The organism is Enterococcus sp. DIV1314a (genome assembly GCF_051713805.1).
In the GTDB taxonomy this organism is placed as follows: domain Bacteria; phylum Bacillota; class Bacilli; order Lactobacillales; family Enterococcaceae; genus Enterococcus_I; species Enterococcus_I aquimarinus.
The window spans coordinates 183,515-197,517 of record NZ_JBIOQP010000001.1; the positions used below are offsets into that span (position 1 = coordinate 183,515).

General features: G+C 38.9%; 10 protein-coding genes and 1 other annotated feature. Of the genes, 2 read left to right on the forward strand and 8 right to left on the reverse strand.

All coding sequences use genetic code 11. The features are described 5' to 3' along the window. Window positions 1-34: 34 nt before the first annotated feature. Window positions 35-1,792: an ABC transporter ATP-binding protein gene (locus tag IGI68_RS00920; RefSeq protein ID WP_438729579.1), complete on the reverse strand. Its 1,758-nt coding sequence runs from the start codon at window positions 1,790-1,792 to the stop codon at window positions 35-37. Beyond that, window positions 1,789-3,522 (reverse strand): ABC transporter ATP-binding protein, encoded by a 1,734-nt coding sequence (locus IGI68_RS00925; RefSeq protein ID WP_438729582.1) that lies wholly within the window; start codon window positions 3,520-3,522, stop codon window positions 1,789-1,791. Before IGI68_RS00925 ends, IGI68_RS00920 begins: the two co-directional genes overlap by 4 nt. A 447-nt stretch (window positions 3,523-3,969) precedes the next feature. On the opposite strand from IGI68_RS00925, the gene IGI68_RS00930 reads away from it, so the two are divergent. After that, complete coding sequence (locus tag IGI68_RS00930) at window positions 3,970-4,182, forward strand: DNA-directed RNA polymerase subunit epsilon (protein WP_273232117.1); 213 nt, start codon at window positions 3,970-3,972, stop codon at window positions 4,180-4,182. A 1-nt stretch (window position 4,183) separates the two neighbouring features. Beyond that, window positions 4,184-5,863, forward strand: coding sequence for a ribonuclease J1 (rnjA, locus tag IGI68_RS00935; protein WP_438729585.1), 1,680 nt, complete (start codon window positions 4,184-4,186; stop codon window positions 5,861-5,863). A gap of 296 nt (window positions 5,864-6,159) precedes the next feature. Here the strand turns inward: rnjA and IGI68_RS00940 are convergent, their stop codons facing one another. From IGI68_RS00940 to IGI68_RS00965, 6 genes are all read right to left on the reverse strand, one after another. After that, the gene (locus IGI68_RS00940) at window positions 6,160-6,360 is read right to left on the reverse strand and encodes a cold-shock protein (protein WP_071874309.1); all 201 of its coding nucleotides are present in this window, start codon (window positions 6,358-6,360) and stop codon (window positions 6,160-6,162) included. A 158-nt stretch (window positions 6,361-6,518) separates the two neighbouring features. Then, window positions 6,519-7,211 (reverse strand): RadC family protein, encoded by a 693-nt coding sequence (gene radC, locus IGI68_RS00945; protein WP_071874310.1) that lies wholly within the window; start codon window positions 7,209-7,211, stop codon window positions 6,519-6,521. Window positions 7,212-7,261: 50 nt separating this feature from the next. Continuing rightward, complete coding sequence (locus IGI68_RS00950; protein WP_438729590.1) at window positions 7,262-7,924, reverse strand: HAD family hydrolase; 663 nt, start codon at window positions 7,922-7,924, stop codon at window positions 7,262-7,264. Window positions 7,925-7,936: 12 nt separating this feature from the next. Beyond that, window positions 7,937-9,184 carry a bifunctional folylpolyglutamate synthase/dihydrofolate synthase gene (locus IGI68_RS00955; RefSeq protein WP_438733170.1) on the reverse strand — a complete coding sequence of 416 codons (1,248 nt, stop codon included), beginning with the start codon at window positions 9,182-9,184 and terminating at the stop codon, window positions 7,937-7,939. Between the two features lie 204 nt (window positions 9,185-9,388). Further along, window positions 9,389-10,660: a hypothetical protein gene (locus IGI68_RS00960; protein ID WP_438729593.1), complete on the reverse strand. Its 1,272-nt coding sequence runs from the start codon at window positions 10,658-10,660 to the stop codon at window positions 9,389-9,391. Window positions 10,661-11,080: 420 nt separating this feature from the next. Continuing rightward, complete coding sequence (locus IGI68_RS00965) at window positions 11,081-13,723, reverse strand: valine--tRNA ligase (protein ID WP_438729596.1); 2,643 nt, start codon at window positions 13,721-13,723, stop codon at window positions 11,081-11,083. A 50-nt stretch (window positions 13,724-13,773) separates the two neighbouring features. Beyond that, window positions 13,774-13,986: a binding site (T-box leader), on the reverse strand. Window positions 13,987-14,003 lie beyond the last annotated feature (17 nt).

Below are 14,003 nucleotides of genomic sequence, written 5' to 3' on the forward strand. Positions count from 1 at the left end.
GGAAATAATCGCGTTTCATATTTTCCTTCACCAATCATTCCGCTTCTTCTGAAAATTGGCTATTATAAAGGTCGGCATAAAAGCCGCCTTTTGCAAGTAATGTTTGATGGTTTCCTTGTTCAATAATGGATCCTTTGTCCATGACTAAAATTAAATCTGCATCACGAATAGTCGATAAACGGTGCGCAATAACAAAGCTTGTCCGGCCTTCCATGACCTTGTCCATCGCTTTTTGAATCAAAGCTTCTAAACGAGTATCCACAGAACTAGTCGCCTCATCCAAAATTAAAATCTTTGGATTCGAAATAACCGCACGCGCAATCGTCATTAATTGTTTTTGTCCTAGTGAAATATTATCACCTTCAGAATTAATAAACATTTCATACCCTTCAGGCATGGTCCGAATAAAGTGATCGACATTCGCCGTTTTCGCAGCATCCACGACTTCATAATCAGTTGCGGCTAACTTCCCAAAGCGAATATTATCCGCAATGGTCCCTTCATAGAGCCAAGCGTCTTGTAGAACCATCCCAAATAAAGAGCGGACATCACTGCGAGCCATCTTTTTCGTATCAACCCCATCAATTTTAATCGCACCAGCATTTACATCATAAAAGCGCATCAACAAATTAATAAGGGTAGTTTTCCCTGCACCAGTTGGCCCGACAATCGCCACTGTTTGACCTGCCTTTACCGTAAAATTCAGATCTTTAATCAGTGGCTTATCAGGCGAATAAGCAAAGTCCACATGCTCAAAAGTGACTTCCCCATGAAAGACTTCTGGTAAAGCCTCATCCACTTCATTTTCGATTTCTTCGAGCTCATCTAAAATTTCAAAAACTCGTTTAGCAGAAGCAGAGGCACTTTGTAACACTCCAGATAACTGCGTAATATTTCCCATTGGTTGGCTCACTTGCCAGATATATTGAATAAAGGCTTGTAATTGACCAAGGACAATCACCCCACCAATCACATAAAAGCTTCCGACTACCGCAATAACGACATACGCTAAATAGGCTGTTAACTGAACGAGTGGCATCATCAACCCTGAGATAAAGGCGGAGCGAAATCCGTAATATTGTAATTTGCGGTTAGTCTTTTTAAAGCCTTCAAGTGCCGCTTGTTCACGTCCATAAACTTTTAAAATACTAAAACCTGTCATACTTTCTTGAACATAGCCATTCATTTCACCGAGTGCATTTTGCATCTGATTAAAATCTGGTTGTGATTTATTCACGATCAATTTTGAGATCATCATTGAGATCGGTATCATCACCATCGCTAACAGCGCCATAACGGGATTAATATAAAACATCATCGAAATGGCAATTAAAATGCTCAAAATGGCATTTACAATCCCAATGAGTGCTTGTTGCATCGCGCCACTCACCGCATCAACATCATTTGTTACCCGTGATAAAATATTCCCTTGTTGATTTTTATCAAAATAAGAAACGGGTAACCGATTGATTTTAGACTCTAAATCATGACGTAAATCTTTCATTGCAGATTGTACGACATTGGTAATGAGAATCCCGGCGGATAACTGTGAAATCGCATAGCCCAAGCCAATCAATAAAATCCAGATAAGGGTTTGTTTGATGTAAGCAAAGTTTATGACTTCACCTTGCGAAACATTTCTCGCAATTTCAGAGGTCGGTAAACCAGAGACATAGGGTAACAATCCATTAAAAGCGACAGTCGCAACGGTAAAAAATAACACAAAATAAAACCCAATTCGATATGGTTTTAAGTAATTAGCTAATCGCTTCAACGCAGAAAAGTTTCTCATTTTAACAACTCCTCCTCTGACAATTGTGATGCCGCAATATCGTAGTAAATGGCACAATTTTTTAGTAATTCTTTGTGCGTCCCAATTCCCACAACATCACCTTCATTCAAAACGATAATTTTATCGGCATCCATAATCGTGCCCACACGTTGCGCGACAATTAATGTCGTCGACTCCGTTGTTTCCGCGCGAAGTCGTTCCCGTAAACGGGCATCCGTTGCGTAGTCTAGCGCAGAAAAACTATCATCGAAAATGAAAATTTCCGGTTGACGGATAATCGCTCGAGCAATCGCTAAACGTTGCTTTTGTCCGCCAGAGAAATTACTGCCTCCTTCTGAAACGACCGTATCTAACCCATTGGGTAAACTCAAGACAAAATCCGTTGCTTGCGCAATATCTAAGGCTCGCAACATTTGTTCCTTTGTAGCATCTTCTTTTCCGTAGCGTAAATTATCCGCAATTGTTCCTGTAAAGAGCACCGCTTTTTGCGGAATGTACCCGATTTTTTGACGCAACGCTGCTAGTTGATACTCACGAACATCCGATCCGTCAATTAATACGTGACCTTGACTGACATCATAAAAACGAGGAATCAACTGAATAAGCGTTGATTTCCCACTACCCGTACTGCCAATAAACGCCACGGTTTCACCTGGACTTGCCGTAAAACTAATATCTCGGATTACCGGTGTTTGCGAAGGTCCCGGATAGGCAAACGTCACATGATCAAAAACTAACTCCCCTTTTGTTGCTGTGGTTGTAATGCCGTTTGGATTGTCTTTAATCAATGGTTCCGCATCAAACACATCTTGAATCCGTCCAGCCGAAACTGCCGCCCGCGGATACATCATAAAAACAGTGGCAAATAACATAAACGAAAATAACGCGTGGAAGATATATTCGATAAAAGCAATCAAATCGCCTACTCGTAAATCGCCGGTACTAATCTGCACGCTACCAGACCAAATAATTAAGACCATCACGATATTAAATAAAAAGAAAAAGGCTGGTTGTGCCACCGACATTAAACGAAAGAGCTTTTTCGAACTCGTCGCATACGCATCATTGACTTCTTCAAAGCGTTTTTCTTCGAATCGTTCATTCACAAATGCTCGAATCACACGTAATCCCGATAAATTCTCTCGTAAAATCCCGTTAATACGATCAAGATTTTTTTGCTGCATTTTCGAAATAGGTTCAGAGTATACGGCGATTGCTACGACGCCGCCTAATAAGAATGGTAGTGAACCGAGAACGTACCACCCAAGCGATGGACTCGTCCGGACGACCATGTATAAACTGACGATAAACATCATCGGTGCTGTAAACCCAATGCGTAAAATATTTTGCATGAATAACATAATCTGATAGGCATCGTTGGTCACGCGCGTAATCAAAGATGAAACCCCAATTTGTTCGTATTCATTATGAGAAAACTCTTGTACCGTTTCGAACAGGTCATCCCGAATATTCTCAATCATATTTGTTGTAATTCTCGATGTAAAATAACCTAACAAAATATTTAATGCGACTCCAAAAACAACGACGCCCAACATTAAAAGACCCATATTTTTAACATAGTTCGTATCATTTTGAGTAATTCCTTTGTCAATCATCAACGCAAGTAGCGTTGGTAATCCTAATTCAACTGAAATAAAGCCGAATACAGAAATAAAATTGAAAAATAATAGTTTCTTTTGTTTCATTGCATAACGCCACATTAACTTCAAATAAATCCCTCCTTTAATTGTCTCTCCTTTTAAACTATAACAAATCTCATCAAAACGATAAAGCTTTTTCAGAAAATTGTCATTTTCATTCTTTTAATCACATGCCTCTCTAACCACCTAACTAAATGATTATCACTCATTCATTTAGCAACCGATGACGATCAATTGGATGAATGACTGCAATTAACTAGTCTTTCTATACTTCTTTTCATTTGTATGATAAAATAAAAACAAATCCTGTATATCCATACAGAAACGTTCGGTTGAATTACAATAAACGCCTCCAGAAAGTAAAGACGAGACTTTCTCTTTTTTCTCACTCAATGTCTGAAAAAAGCCTATTCACGTTCAATTCTACTAAAAAAGGTCCCACAAAACCGACCTTCATTTTGGTGCGTTAAAAAATCCAGCCTTAAAAACTGCGACGCAGATAAAGGAGAGTATCATATGATTTATAAAGTTTTTTACCAAGAAAGCAAAGAACAAAACCCAAAAAGAGAGCAAACAAAAGTACTTTACATTGACGCCGAAACTGAGGTGCTTGCACGACAATTAGTTGAAGACAATACCCCATATAATATCGAATTCCTTCAACTTCTAGAAGGCAATCATCTAGAATACGAAAAAGAAAATACAGACTTCACCTTGACGGAGTTTTAAAATGAAAGTTTCACTAAAAAACAACGAAACTGGTGTCTTTGGCATCGGTGGTCTAGGTGAAATCGGAAAAAACTGCTATGGGGTTCAATTCCAAGATGAAATTATTCTGATAGATGCAGGAATTAAATTTCCTGAAGATGAATTACTTGGGATTGACTATGTGATTTCCGATTACAGCTATATCGTTCAAAATTTATCAAAAGTTAAAGGGTTAATTATTACCCACGGGCACGAAGATCACATTGGTGGTATTCCTTATTTACTTCGTCAAGCCAATATCCCTATTTATGCGGGTCCTTTGGCACTTGCTCTCATTACCAATAAATTAGACGAACATGGTCTACTCCGCGACGCGACATTAAATGAAATCAATGAAGATACCGTGATTCGTTTCCGTAAAACATCGATTAGTTTTTTTAGAACGACTCACAGTATTCCGGATGCCCTAGGAGTTGTTGTCAAAACACCTTCTGGAAATATTGTAGCTACAGGAGATTTCAAATTTGATTTTACGCCGGTTGGAGAACCTGCTAATTTACATAAAATGGCTCGAATAGGGGAAGAAGGCGTTCTATGTCTTCTATCTGATAGTACGAATGCCGAAGTTCCTACTTTTACGAAATCTGAAAAAACGATTGGCGCTTCCATTATTCGAATTTTCGAAAAAATTGAAGGTCGCATTATTTTTGCTAGTTTCGCTTCAAATATGTTCCGTTTACAACAAGCTGCTGATGCCGCTGTTGCAACAGGTCGTAAAATTGCGGTGTTTGGTCGTAGTATGGAAAATGCGATCGTTAATGGTCAAAATTTAGGCTATATTAAAGTTCCGAATGGTACTTTTGTGGATGCTTCTGAGATCAATCGCTTACCTGCGAATGAAACGATGATCTTATGTACCGGTTCCCAAGGTGAACCAATGGCTGCCCTTAGTCGAATTGCGAATGGGACGCATCGCCAAATCCAAGTCCATCCAGATGATACAGTCATTTTCTCTAGTTCACCTATTCCAGGTAATACAAAGAGTGTTAACCACTTGATTAACTTACTCCTCGAAGCTGGTGCAGAAGTCATTCATGGAAAATTAAATAATATCCATACTTCTGGACACGGTGGACAAGAAGAACAAAAACTCATGTTGCGCTTAATGAAACCAAAATTCTTTATGCCGGTGCATGGCGAGTTCCGGATGTTAAAAATCCATACTCAACTAGCACAAGATACTGGCGTGCCAGAAGACCATTGTTTTATTATGGAAAATGGTGACATGTTAGCCTTAACGGCAGACTCTGCGCGGATTGCTGGCCACTTTAATGCCAACGACGTTTACGTAGATGGTAGTGGCATCGGTGATATTGGGAACGTCGTCTTAAAAGATCGTCGCATCCTTTCTGAAGAAGGGCTCGTTTTAGCCGTCGCGACTGTCGATATCGAAAGCAAAGAAATTTTAGCAGGTCCAGATATTTTATCTCGTGGTTTTGTTTATATGAGAGAATCTGGTGAAATGATTAGCGAAGGGCAAACCGTTTTATTCAATAGTCTTCGCGAAGCCTTACAAGAACCAAATTGTACAGAATACAAATTAAAAGAAGCGATGTCAGCTGCTCTTCAACCGTTCCTTTTTGAAAAAACAGAACGACACCCGATGATATTATCAATGGTTATGACACCAGACAGTATCTAACCCTTCTATTTTGATAAAAAAGCGTTTCGGCGCAGCTTATAAAAAATGAAAAACGCAAGAGAATGGTATAAGAATCCTTAATTAGACTAACGGCTAACGTAAAGGATTCAACACATACTATCTTCTTGCGTTTTTTTGTAGGCTTTGCTAAGCTCTCCGAGGAAGCTTAGTGAAGAAGCATTGTTTGAATACCATCATCGAAACTAACTGACGGATAATTCATCGATTCTCTTGCTCGTCATTTTTCTCTAAAAAAAGAAACGAGGGTATCGTACCCTCGTTTCTTTGTTGTTTAATTAGGCTTTGTTCACATTTGTAGCTTGAGGACCGCGATCTGATTCTTCAACATCAAATGTTACTGCTTGTCCTTCTTCTAAAGTTTTGAAACCCTCACCTTGAATAGCTGAGAAGTGTACAAAAACATCACTTCCGTCTTCGCGAGAGATAAACCCAAAACCTTTTTCTGCGTTAAACCATTTTACTGTTCCATTCTCCATGAAAATAACCTCCTAGTGCTACTGCACAATAATTCGTAACCTTTGTTTGTCATCAATATAGCGGTCAAACTTGATTAGTTAACTTCTACTTGCGAAACAAAATTACATCTCTCATTTTACACGTATGACTCTCATTTTGCAACCATCTATTCATACGTTTACATTCGTTCCCAAAGCCCTTCTTCCCGCAAACTCACGTAACTCTTATCCCCAATGATCAAATGATCTAACAACTCAATTCCCATCATTTCGCCACATTCTTTTAATCGTCGCGTAAATTGCCGATCATTTGACGAGGGCTCTGGATTGCCGCTCGGATGGTTATGGGCACAAATAATGCGAGCCGCACTGTGCCGGACAGCACCCCGAAAAATTTCTCTTGGATGCGCAATTGATTGATTCAAAGAACCGATAAATAACGTTTGCTTATGAATAATTTCATTTTTAGTATTCAAATATAAACAGATTAAATGTTCTTGTTGATAGTCTTTTAAATCTTCCATTAATTGAAATGCTAAATCCATGCTCGTGCGAACCGTTCCATACTTCGGTTGTAACGATTGATGAATCCGACTACCAAATTCCATCATCGCTTTTAATTCAATCGCCCTGATTTTCCCAACACCTCGAACCATTTGTAGTTCTTGTAAGGTCGCTGCTTTTAATTCATAAAGACTCGGGAAAGCTGCCAGTAATAATCCAGATAATTCCATCACATTATAAGGGGCGGAACCGGTGCGTAGTAAAATTGCGAGTAATTCTTGATTCGATAATGCTTGTTCGCCATATTCGATTAAACGCTCTCGCGGTAGCGAACTTTTAGGTAAGGTAGCTATTAATTTTTTGCTCATGTCAAAACTCCTTTACGTATTCTCAAAATAAGATACGCAAAGGAGCAGGTTCACATTTCTAAAAATGCCGGAACTTCTAATAAACTTGGTAAAATATGAGTTGTTTTAGCTTTCGTTGCGGGTGTTGGTTCAATTAAATCAGGAACCATCACCACATCAAGCTTCGCACGGTGAGCGGCCAAAACACCATTTTGAGAATCTTCTAATACTAAGACTTGTTTTTTCGGTAAACTCAAAAATTGATGGGCTAATTGAAAAATTTCCGGATCTGGTTTAGCTCTTTTCACATCTTCAAATGAAAAAATTGCTTCAAATTCCTCGCGAATCCCTACTTTATTTAATAAAATATCGATGATTCGCCGTTGATTACTCGAAGCGATGACCTTGGAAATACGCTTTTTATTTAGATACGTCAGAAGTTCCAAAGCCCCTTCTTTTAAGTGTGCTTCGCCATTTTCAAACATCTCAATTCCCCGGTTAAAGGAGCGCGTAATAAATTGATCCACCTTCTCTTGACCAAAATCTGTATCATATAAATCGTGATAGATACGCCATAATTCATCATCGCTAATTCCAATGTAACCGTGGTACGTCGCTTCATCATAGGGAATCCCCATCACATCAGCGACTTCTTGCGTCGCTTGATAGTAGAGGCGCTCCGTATCAAATAATAGTCCATCTAAATCAAAAATAATTCCTTGATAGGTTGGCATTGTTTTTCTCCTTTAGTGGTTTAATAAGAACTGACGGATTTCTGAAACAAAATAAAGGGAACCGGTGATTAAGATTAAATCGTCTGCCATCGACTTTTCTAAAAGATCTGCTAAGCCCAATTGCCAAGCAGCCGCTGTTTTAATCGAAGTGACACCACTCATTGATTTTAGTTTTTCGATATTGAGCGCTTTAGGATGATCAAAGGTTGTCACCAAGAGTTCGCTACTTGGTATCCGAACTAATTCCGCTAGCATTTGGGTAATGTCTTTTGTTTCTAACGCAGAAAATAGAATCCATATTTTTCTTTGAGGAAATTCTCTCATAACATTTTCAACCAAGCGTTTCATCGCATGATTATTATGTGCCCCATCCATCACAATAAACGGTTCATCACTAATTTTTTCCATTCTGGCTGGCCAGTGTGTTTGTGCTAAGCCATTTATAATCCATTCTTGTTTGATTGGAATCTGTTTCAAGTGACAATACGAAAAGAATAATTCAATCGCTAGACTCGCATTCTCAATTTGATGTTCCCCTAGCAAAGGTGTTTTGATATTTTTAATTTTTCCCGCTTCATTGTAAAAATCAAAAATCTCGCCCCATTTTGAATCCGGTCCTTGATAGACGACTTGATAGTCTTCTTCAAAACATTTTATGGGCGCATTTTGCTTCATTGCGGTCTCTTTAATGACTTTTAAAGCCGCTTCCTCAATTTTACCTGTTACTAACGGAACATTCGGCTTAATAATCCCGGCTTTTTGAGTCGCGATGTCTTCAAGTGTCTCTCCTAAAATATCTGTATGATCCATTCCAATTGTTGTAATGGCCGTTAAGATTGGTTCAATGACATTGGTTGAGTCAAGTAACCCACCTAACCCGACTTCAATAATTGCGACATCAACTTGTTGCTCTTGAAAATAATCAAGGCCCATCACCGTTAATAACTCAAATTCTGTGATTCCCGCTACTGCTGGCTGATCATCCAGCAAGGCCACAAATGGTTGGTATTTGTTGACGAGTCGAATAATCGCCTCATCTGGAATCCATTGTCCATTAATAGCGATTCGTTCATTAAAGACTTCAATAAATGGTGAGGTAAAGGTTCCTACCGATAACCCAAGTTCTTGTAACATACAACTTAAATAACTCACCGTCGAACCTTTCCCATTCGTTCCGGCAACGTGAATCATCTGTAAATTTTGTTCAGGATTGTCAATTAGTTCAAGTAATGCCTTTACGCGGTCCAACCCTGGTCTCATCCCAAAGGGCAAGCGACTATGTATCCATTCGATGGCTTCTTCTACTGTTTTTATCACACTCTTCACCTCTTCATTATTATACCAAATCTCCTATAGAAGTCATGCACAAAAAAGAGCAATTAGGTGGCGACCCCTACAATTTAGAATAATTACTCTAAATTTCGGAGGTCGCTATCCAACCACTCTTTTTTATTAATAACGAAATTAACGGGCAAACCAAATCGCTAAATCTGAATTGGCACTCGCACTCTCACACGTTTGCCACGTTACGGTTGCTCCTTGAGATTTTAACGTCGGATAGGCACTATCATCATTCGGTACATGACGCATCACATGAAAAATCGTATACGTTTGACCATCGAGTTGAATCGTGTCACCCACTCCTAGCTGCCAAATAGCACTACCGGCACTACTCGCTTTTTCAACCAAATAATGGGATGGATCTTCAGACCATTGGTAAATATAAGGTGTCCATTGGGGAACGGCTCCTAAACCTGAAAATGATTGAATGCCAAAGTGGTTTCCTTTAAAATTAAAGCCATCCGTTCTCGCTTCTTGGACTGGTGCTGCATCTGGAATCGCAGGAGCCGCTTGTCCATTTGCCGCCGGTGTTGATGTCACCCCTGCTGCAACATCTTGATTGGGAGCACTTGTCTGTGAATAACCATTTTGTTCAATCTCAGTAATGGTTGTTTGCGAAGCGGTCGCTACTGCTCGATTAACGTTTTCTAGGGCAATTCGTTCTTTTTCAGCTTTTTCTTGTGCTACTTTTTCTTTCGCCACTTTTTCAGCTAGCCCTTTTTCAAACTTACGTAAAGCATCTTCGAATCCGGCTTGTTCTGATTCAGGAACGACTTGTTTTACTAAATCACTCAATATTTGAACATTCTTTTCACTATATTGTTGATCATTTTTTAGTAGCCATTCTTTCACTGCATTTTTCGTTTCAAATTGCTTGATTGCAAATTCAATAACTGCTTCAGACTGCTCTTTGACGAGAGTCGCTTGGGGATTTTCTTTTACTTTTATCGCAATCGCCTCGATTTCATCTAACGTAACGTCTTCTTTTAACTTCGCTGTCTGATTTAAATCTTCTGGCGTTAATATTTTTGTTTCAAACAAAGAATTCTGTAATTCATAAATCTGTGTAAGATTCGATAAGTCGCTCAATTTCTTTGCAAGATTATCGTTTTGTTGACGAACTTTTTGAGCACTTTTGGGGGCTAAAGCCGTCATTCGTCCTTCAATGGTTCCTAGTTTTATTGCCTGATTCTCGATTATTTTCTTGGCTTCACTAACAAGGATAAACCCTTCTTGTTTATCCTGATGGATTTCCTCGATGGAATGGCGGATCACCACTTGTTCTGCGATTAAGTCTTTTTTTAACTTTGCATCTTTGACTGATTCTGCATAAACATATGCACCTGCTGCTGAACTAATGACAATTGACACGGTAACAATAAACTTAAAAATCATTTTATTTCTTCGATTCATGCTTTTCATTCTATTTGCCCGTTCTTCACGGTATTTTCCTTTCTTATGAGAAATATTCTAAGTGAACTTACAAAAAATCTGTCCCAGCCCTTCAACAAAAAAATCCTCATCCGATCAATACTTGTTCTTTTTATCACAAAAAAACTATAAAAAAAAAAGAGTTTATGACTGATGCCTGTCTCTTTCTCGTTGTACCTCTCTCTTTTTAACACAAATTTCAATACTGTTCTTGTTTTTTAAGTAACAAAACAATGATAGGATAGTTAAAAACCGCTTTCAATTGGCATTAATTGTTAAAAAAATGAGTTCAATGCGGAATTTTATCCTTCTATCTATTTTATAAAAAAAAAGAGCTTCAAATCCTGGTTCTACAAACAGGACTTGAGGCTCATCACGTGTCGCTTAATTTGATTGCTTTAATTGCGCAATGCGATCGCTCGTTGATTTTTGTTTCTCTAAATAATCTTTTTCTTTTTCTCTTTCTTCTTCCACTACAGCTGCTGGTGCATTCGCTACAAAGCGTTCATTCGCTAATTTCCCTTGAACGCGTTTCACTTCTTGCGTCCATTTCGCTAATTCTTTCGTTAAACGTTCGATTTCTTCATCAATATTAATTAAATCAGCAAGTGGTAAATAAATTGTCGCTCCCGTTAAAATTGCTGACATTGCCAGCTCTGGTGCGTCTATTTGATTTGCAATGACTAACTCTTCTGGATTACAAAAGCGTTCAATATAATTGATATTTTCTTTTAAGAATTGATCAATCTCTGCATCGCTCGTGTGAATCAATAAGGTAATCTTTTTGGATAACGGTGTATTTACTTCTGCTCGAATATTGCGGACCGAACGAATCAATTCTTTCAACGTTTCCATCCCAGTTGTTGCTGTCTCATCAATCCATTTTGCTTCTACCGTTGGGTATTGTGCCACCACTAATGAATCACCTTGATGCGGCAGATTTCCCCAGATTTCTTCGGTCACAAATGGCATAATTGGATGTAAGAGACGTAGACTTTGATCTAACACGTGAACAAGAACGCTCTTATTCATCATTTTCGCCGTCTCATCTTCTCCGTAAAGTGTTTCTTTACTCATTTCGATGTACCAATCACAAAAATCATCCCAGATGAAATTGTACAATTGACGGCCTGCTTCGCCGAATTCGAAACGTTCAAATAAATTCGTTACTTTTTCAATTGTTTCATTTAGACGACTTAATATCCAACGATCCGCGACCGTTTTTTCGCCTTGTAAGCTCAAGTCTTCTAGCGTGAGCCCTTCCACGTTCATTAGAACAAAACGTGATGCGTTCCAAATTTTATTAATGAAGTTCCAAGCCGCATCCATTTTTTCATAGCTAAAACGCATATCTTGACCTGGTGATGACCCATTAGATAAAAACCAACGTAAAGCATCGGCTCCGTATTGATCAATAATTTCCATTGGATCAATTCCGTTACCTAACGATTTACTCATTTTACGACCATCTTCTGCCCGAATTAAACCGTGGATTAAGACATTGTCAAATGGACGTTCCCCAGTAAATTCTAAACTTTGGAAAATCATACGACTTACCCAAAAAGCAATAATGTCATATCCTGTAACGAGTGTGTTATTCGGGAAATAACGTTGATAGTCTTCACTATTTTCGTCCGGCCAACCCATCGTTGAAAATGGCCATAATGCTGAGCTGAACCAAGTATCTAACACGTCTGGATCTTGCTGCCAATTTTCATGATCGGCAGGTGCCTCCATCCCAACGTAAACTTCTCCTGTTTCTTTATGGTACCAAGCAGGAATTTGATGTCCCCACCATAATTGACGTGAAATGACCCAATCATGAATATTTTCCATCCAACGTAAGAATGTTTGATTAAAACGTGGTGGGTAAAACTCGACCGCATTATCGGAAGCTTGATTTTCAATTGATTCTTTCGCTAAAGGCGCCATATTTACGAACCACTGCGTTGAAAGACGAGGTTCAACTACCACTCCTGTTCTTTCAGAATGACCGACACTATGAACCATTTTTTCAATTTTCACCAAACGACCCATAGCTTCTAAATCTTTGATGATTTGTTTACGAGCAGCAAAACGATCAAGTCCTGCGTAAATCCCCGCTAATTCGTTCATTGTTCCATCGTCATTCATCACATTCACGCGCGGTAAATCATGACGATTCCCCACTTCAAAGTCATTCGGATCGTGAGCAGGTGTAATTTTTACGACCCCTGTCCCAAATTCTCTTTCCACGTAGTCATCCGCAATAATTGGAATTTCTTTATTGACTAATGGTAAAACGACCATTTTACCAATTAAGGCTTGATAGCGTTCATCTTCTGGATGAACCGCAACAGCCGTATCTCCAAGCATTGTTTCTGGCCGTGTCGTCGCAATTTCTACCACTCCTGAGCCATCTGCCAAAGGATAAGACATATGATAAAATGCCCCTTCAATGTCTTTATGAATCACTTCAATATCCGATAAAGCCGTCCGTGCTTGAGGATCCCAGTTAATAATATATTCGCCACGATAGATTAAGTCTTTGTTGTACATTGTCACAAAGACTTTTCTAACCGCTTCAGATAACCCATCATCTAACGTAAAACGTTCACGACTATAATCAAGCGATAGCCCCATCTTCGCCCACTGTTCACGAATATGATCGGCGTATTCTTCTTTCCAACTCCAAACTTCTTCCACAAACTTTTCTCTTCCTAAGTCATAGCGAGAAATTCCTTGTTCGCGTAATTTTTCTTCAACTTTTGCTTGTGTTGCAATACCGGCATGGTCCATTCCTGGTAGCCATAACGTATCAAACCCTTGCATCCGTTTTTGACGAATAATAATATCTTGTAACGTCGTATCCCATGCATGTCCTAGATGTAACTTCCCTGTGACATTTGGTGGGGGGATTACAATCGAGTATGGTTTGGCTTTTTTATCGCCACTTGGTTTAAACAACTCTTTATCCAACCATTCTTGATAACGACCGGCTTCAACTTCATTTGGTTGATATTTTGTTGATAATTCTTTTTTAGTCATTCTTTCTCCTCCTCTTAAACAATAAAAAAAATCCTAAGATGTCTAAAACATCTTAGGACGTAAATTACGCGGTACCACCTAAATTGTAGCCTTATGCTACCTCTTAACGCGTGAGTTAACGATCACGATTCGTTTGATTTTACTGCAAATTCAAATCAAAAACTCCCAAGCTACCTTCACTAATCATGTTGAGAATCTTCCAGCAAATGATTCCCTCTCTTTAAAACAACGATTTAGCTACTCCTCTTGTTCAACGTCTTGATTTATTCTACAATGAAGA

What these genes read in the sequence shown, in the direction of transcription:
- IGI68_RS00955 (WP_438733170.1), bottom strand. Translation starts at nt 9,184, where the DNA reads ATGAGACCAGGGTTGGACCGCGTAAAGGCATTACTTGAACTAATTGAC.
- IGI68_RS00920 (WP_438729579.1), bottom strand. Translation starts at nt 1,792, where the DNA reads ATGAGAAACTTTTCTGCGTTGAAGCGATTAGCTAATTACTTAAAACCA.
- radC (WP_071874310.1), bottom strand. Translation starts at nt 7,211, where the DNA reads ATGAGCAAAAAATTAATAGCTACCTTACCTAAAAGTTCGCTACCGCGA.
- IGI68_RS00960 (WP_438729593.1), bottom strand. Translation starts at nt 10,660, where the DNA reads ATGATTTTTAAGTTTATTGTTACCGTGTCAATTGTCATTAGTTCAGCA.
- IGI68_RS00950 (WP_438729590.1), bottom strand. Translation starts at nt 7,924, where the DNA reads ATGCCAACCTATCAAGGAATTATTTTTGATTTAGATGGACTATTATTT.
- IGI68_RS00930 (WP_273232117.1), top strand. Translation starts at nt 3,970, where the DNA reads ATGATTTATAAAGTTTTTTACCAAGAAAGCAAAGAACAAAACCCAAAA.
- IGI68_RS00940 (WP_071874309.1), bottom strand. Translation starts at nt 6,360, where the DNA reads ATGGAGAATGGAACAGTAAAATGGTTTAACGCAGAAAAAGGTTTTGGG.
- IGI68_RS00965 (WP_438729596.1), bottom strand. Translation starts at nt 13,723, where the DNA reads ATGACTAAAAAAGAATTATCAACAAAATATCAACCAAATGAAGTTGAA.
- rnjA (WP_438729585.1), top strand. Translation starts at nt 4,184, where the DNA reads ATGAAAGTTTCACTAAAAAACAACGAAACTGGTGTCTTTGGCATCGGT.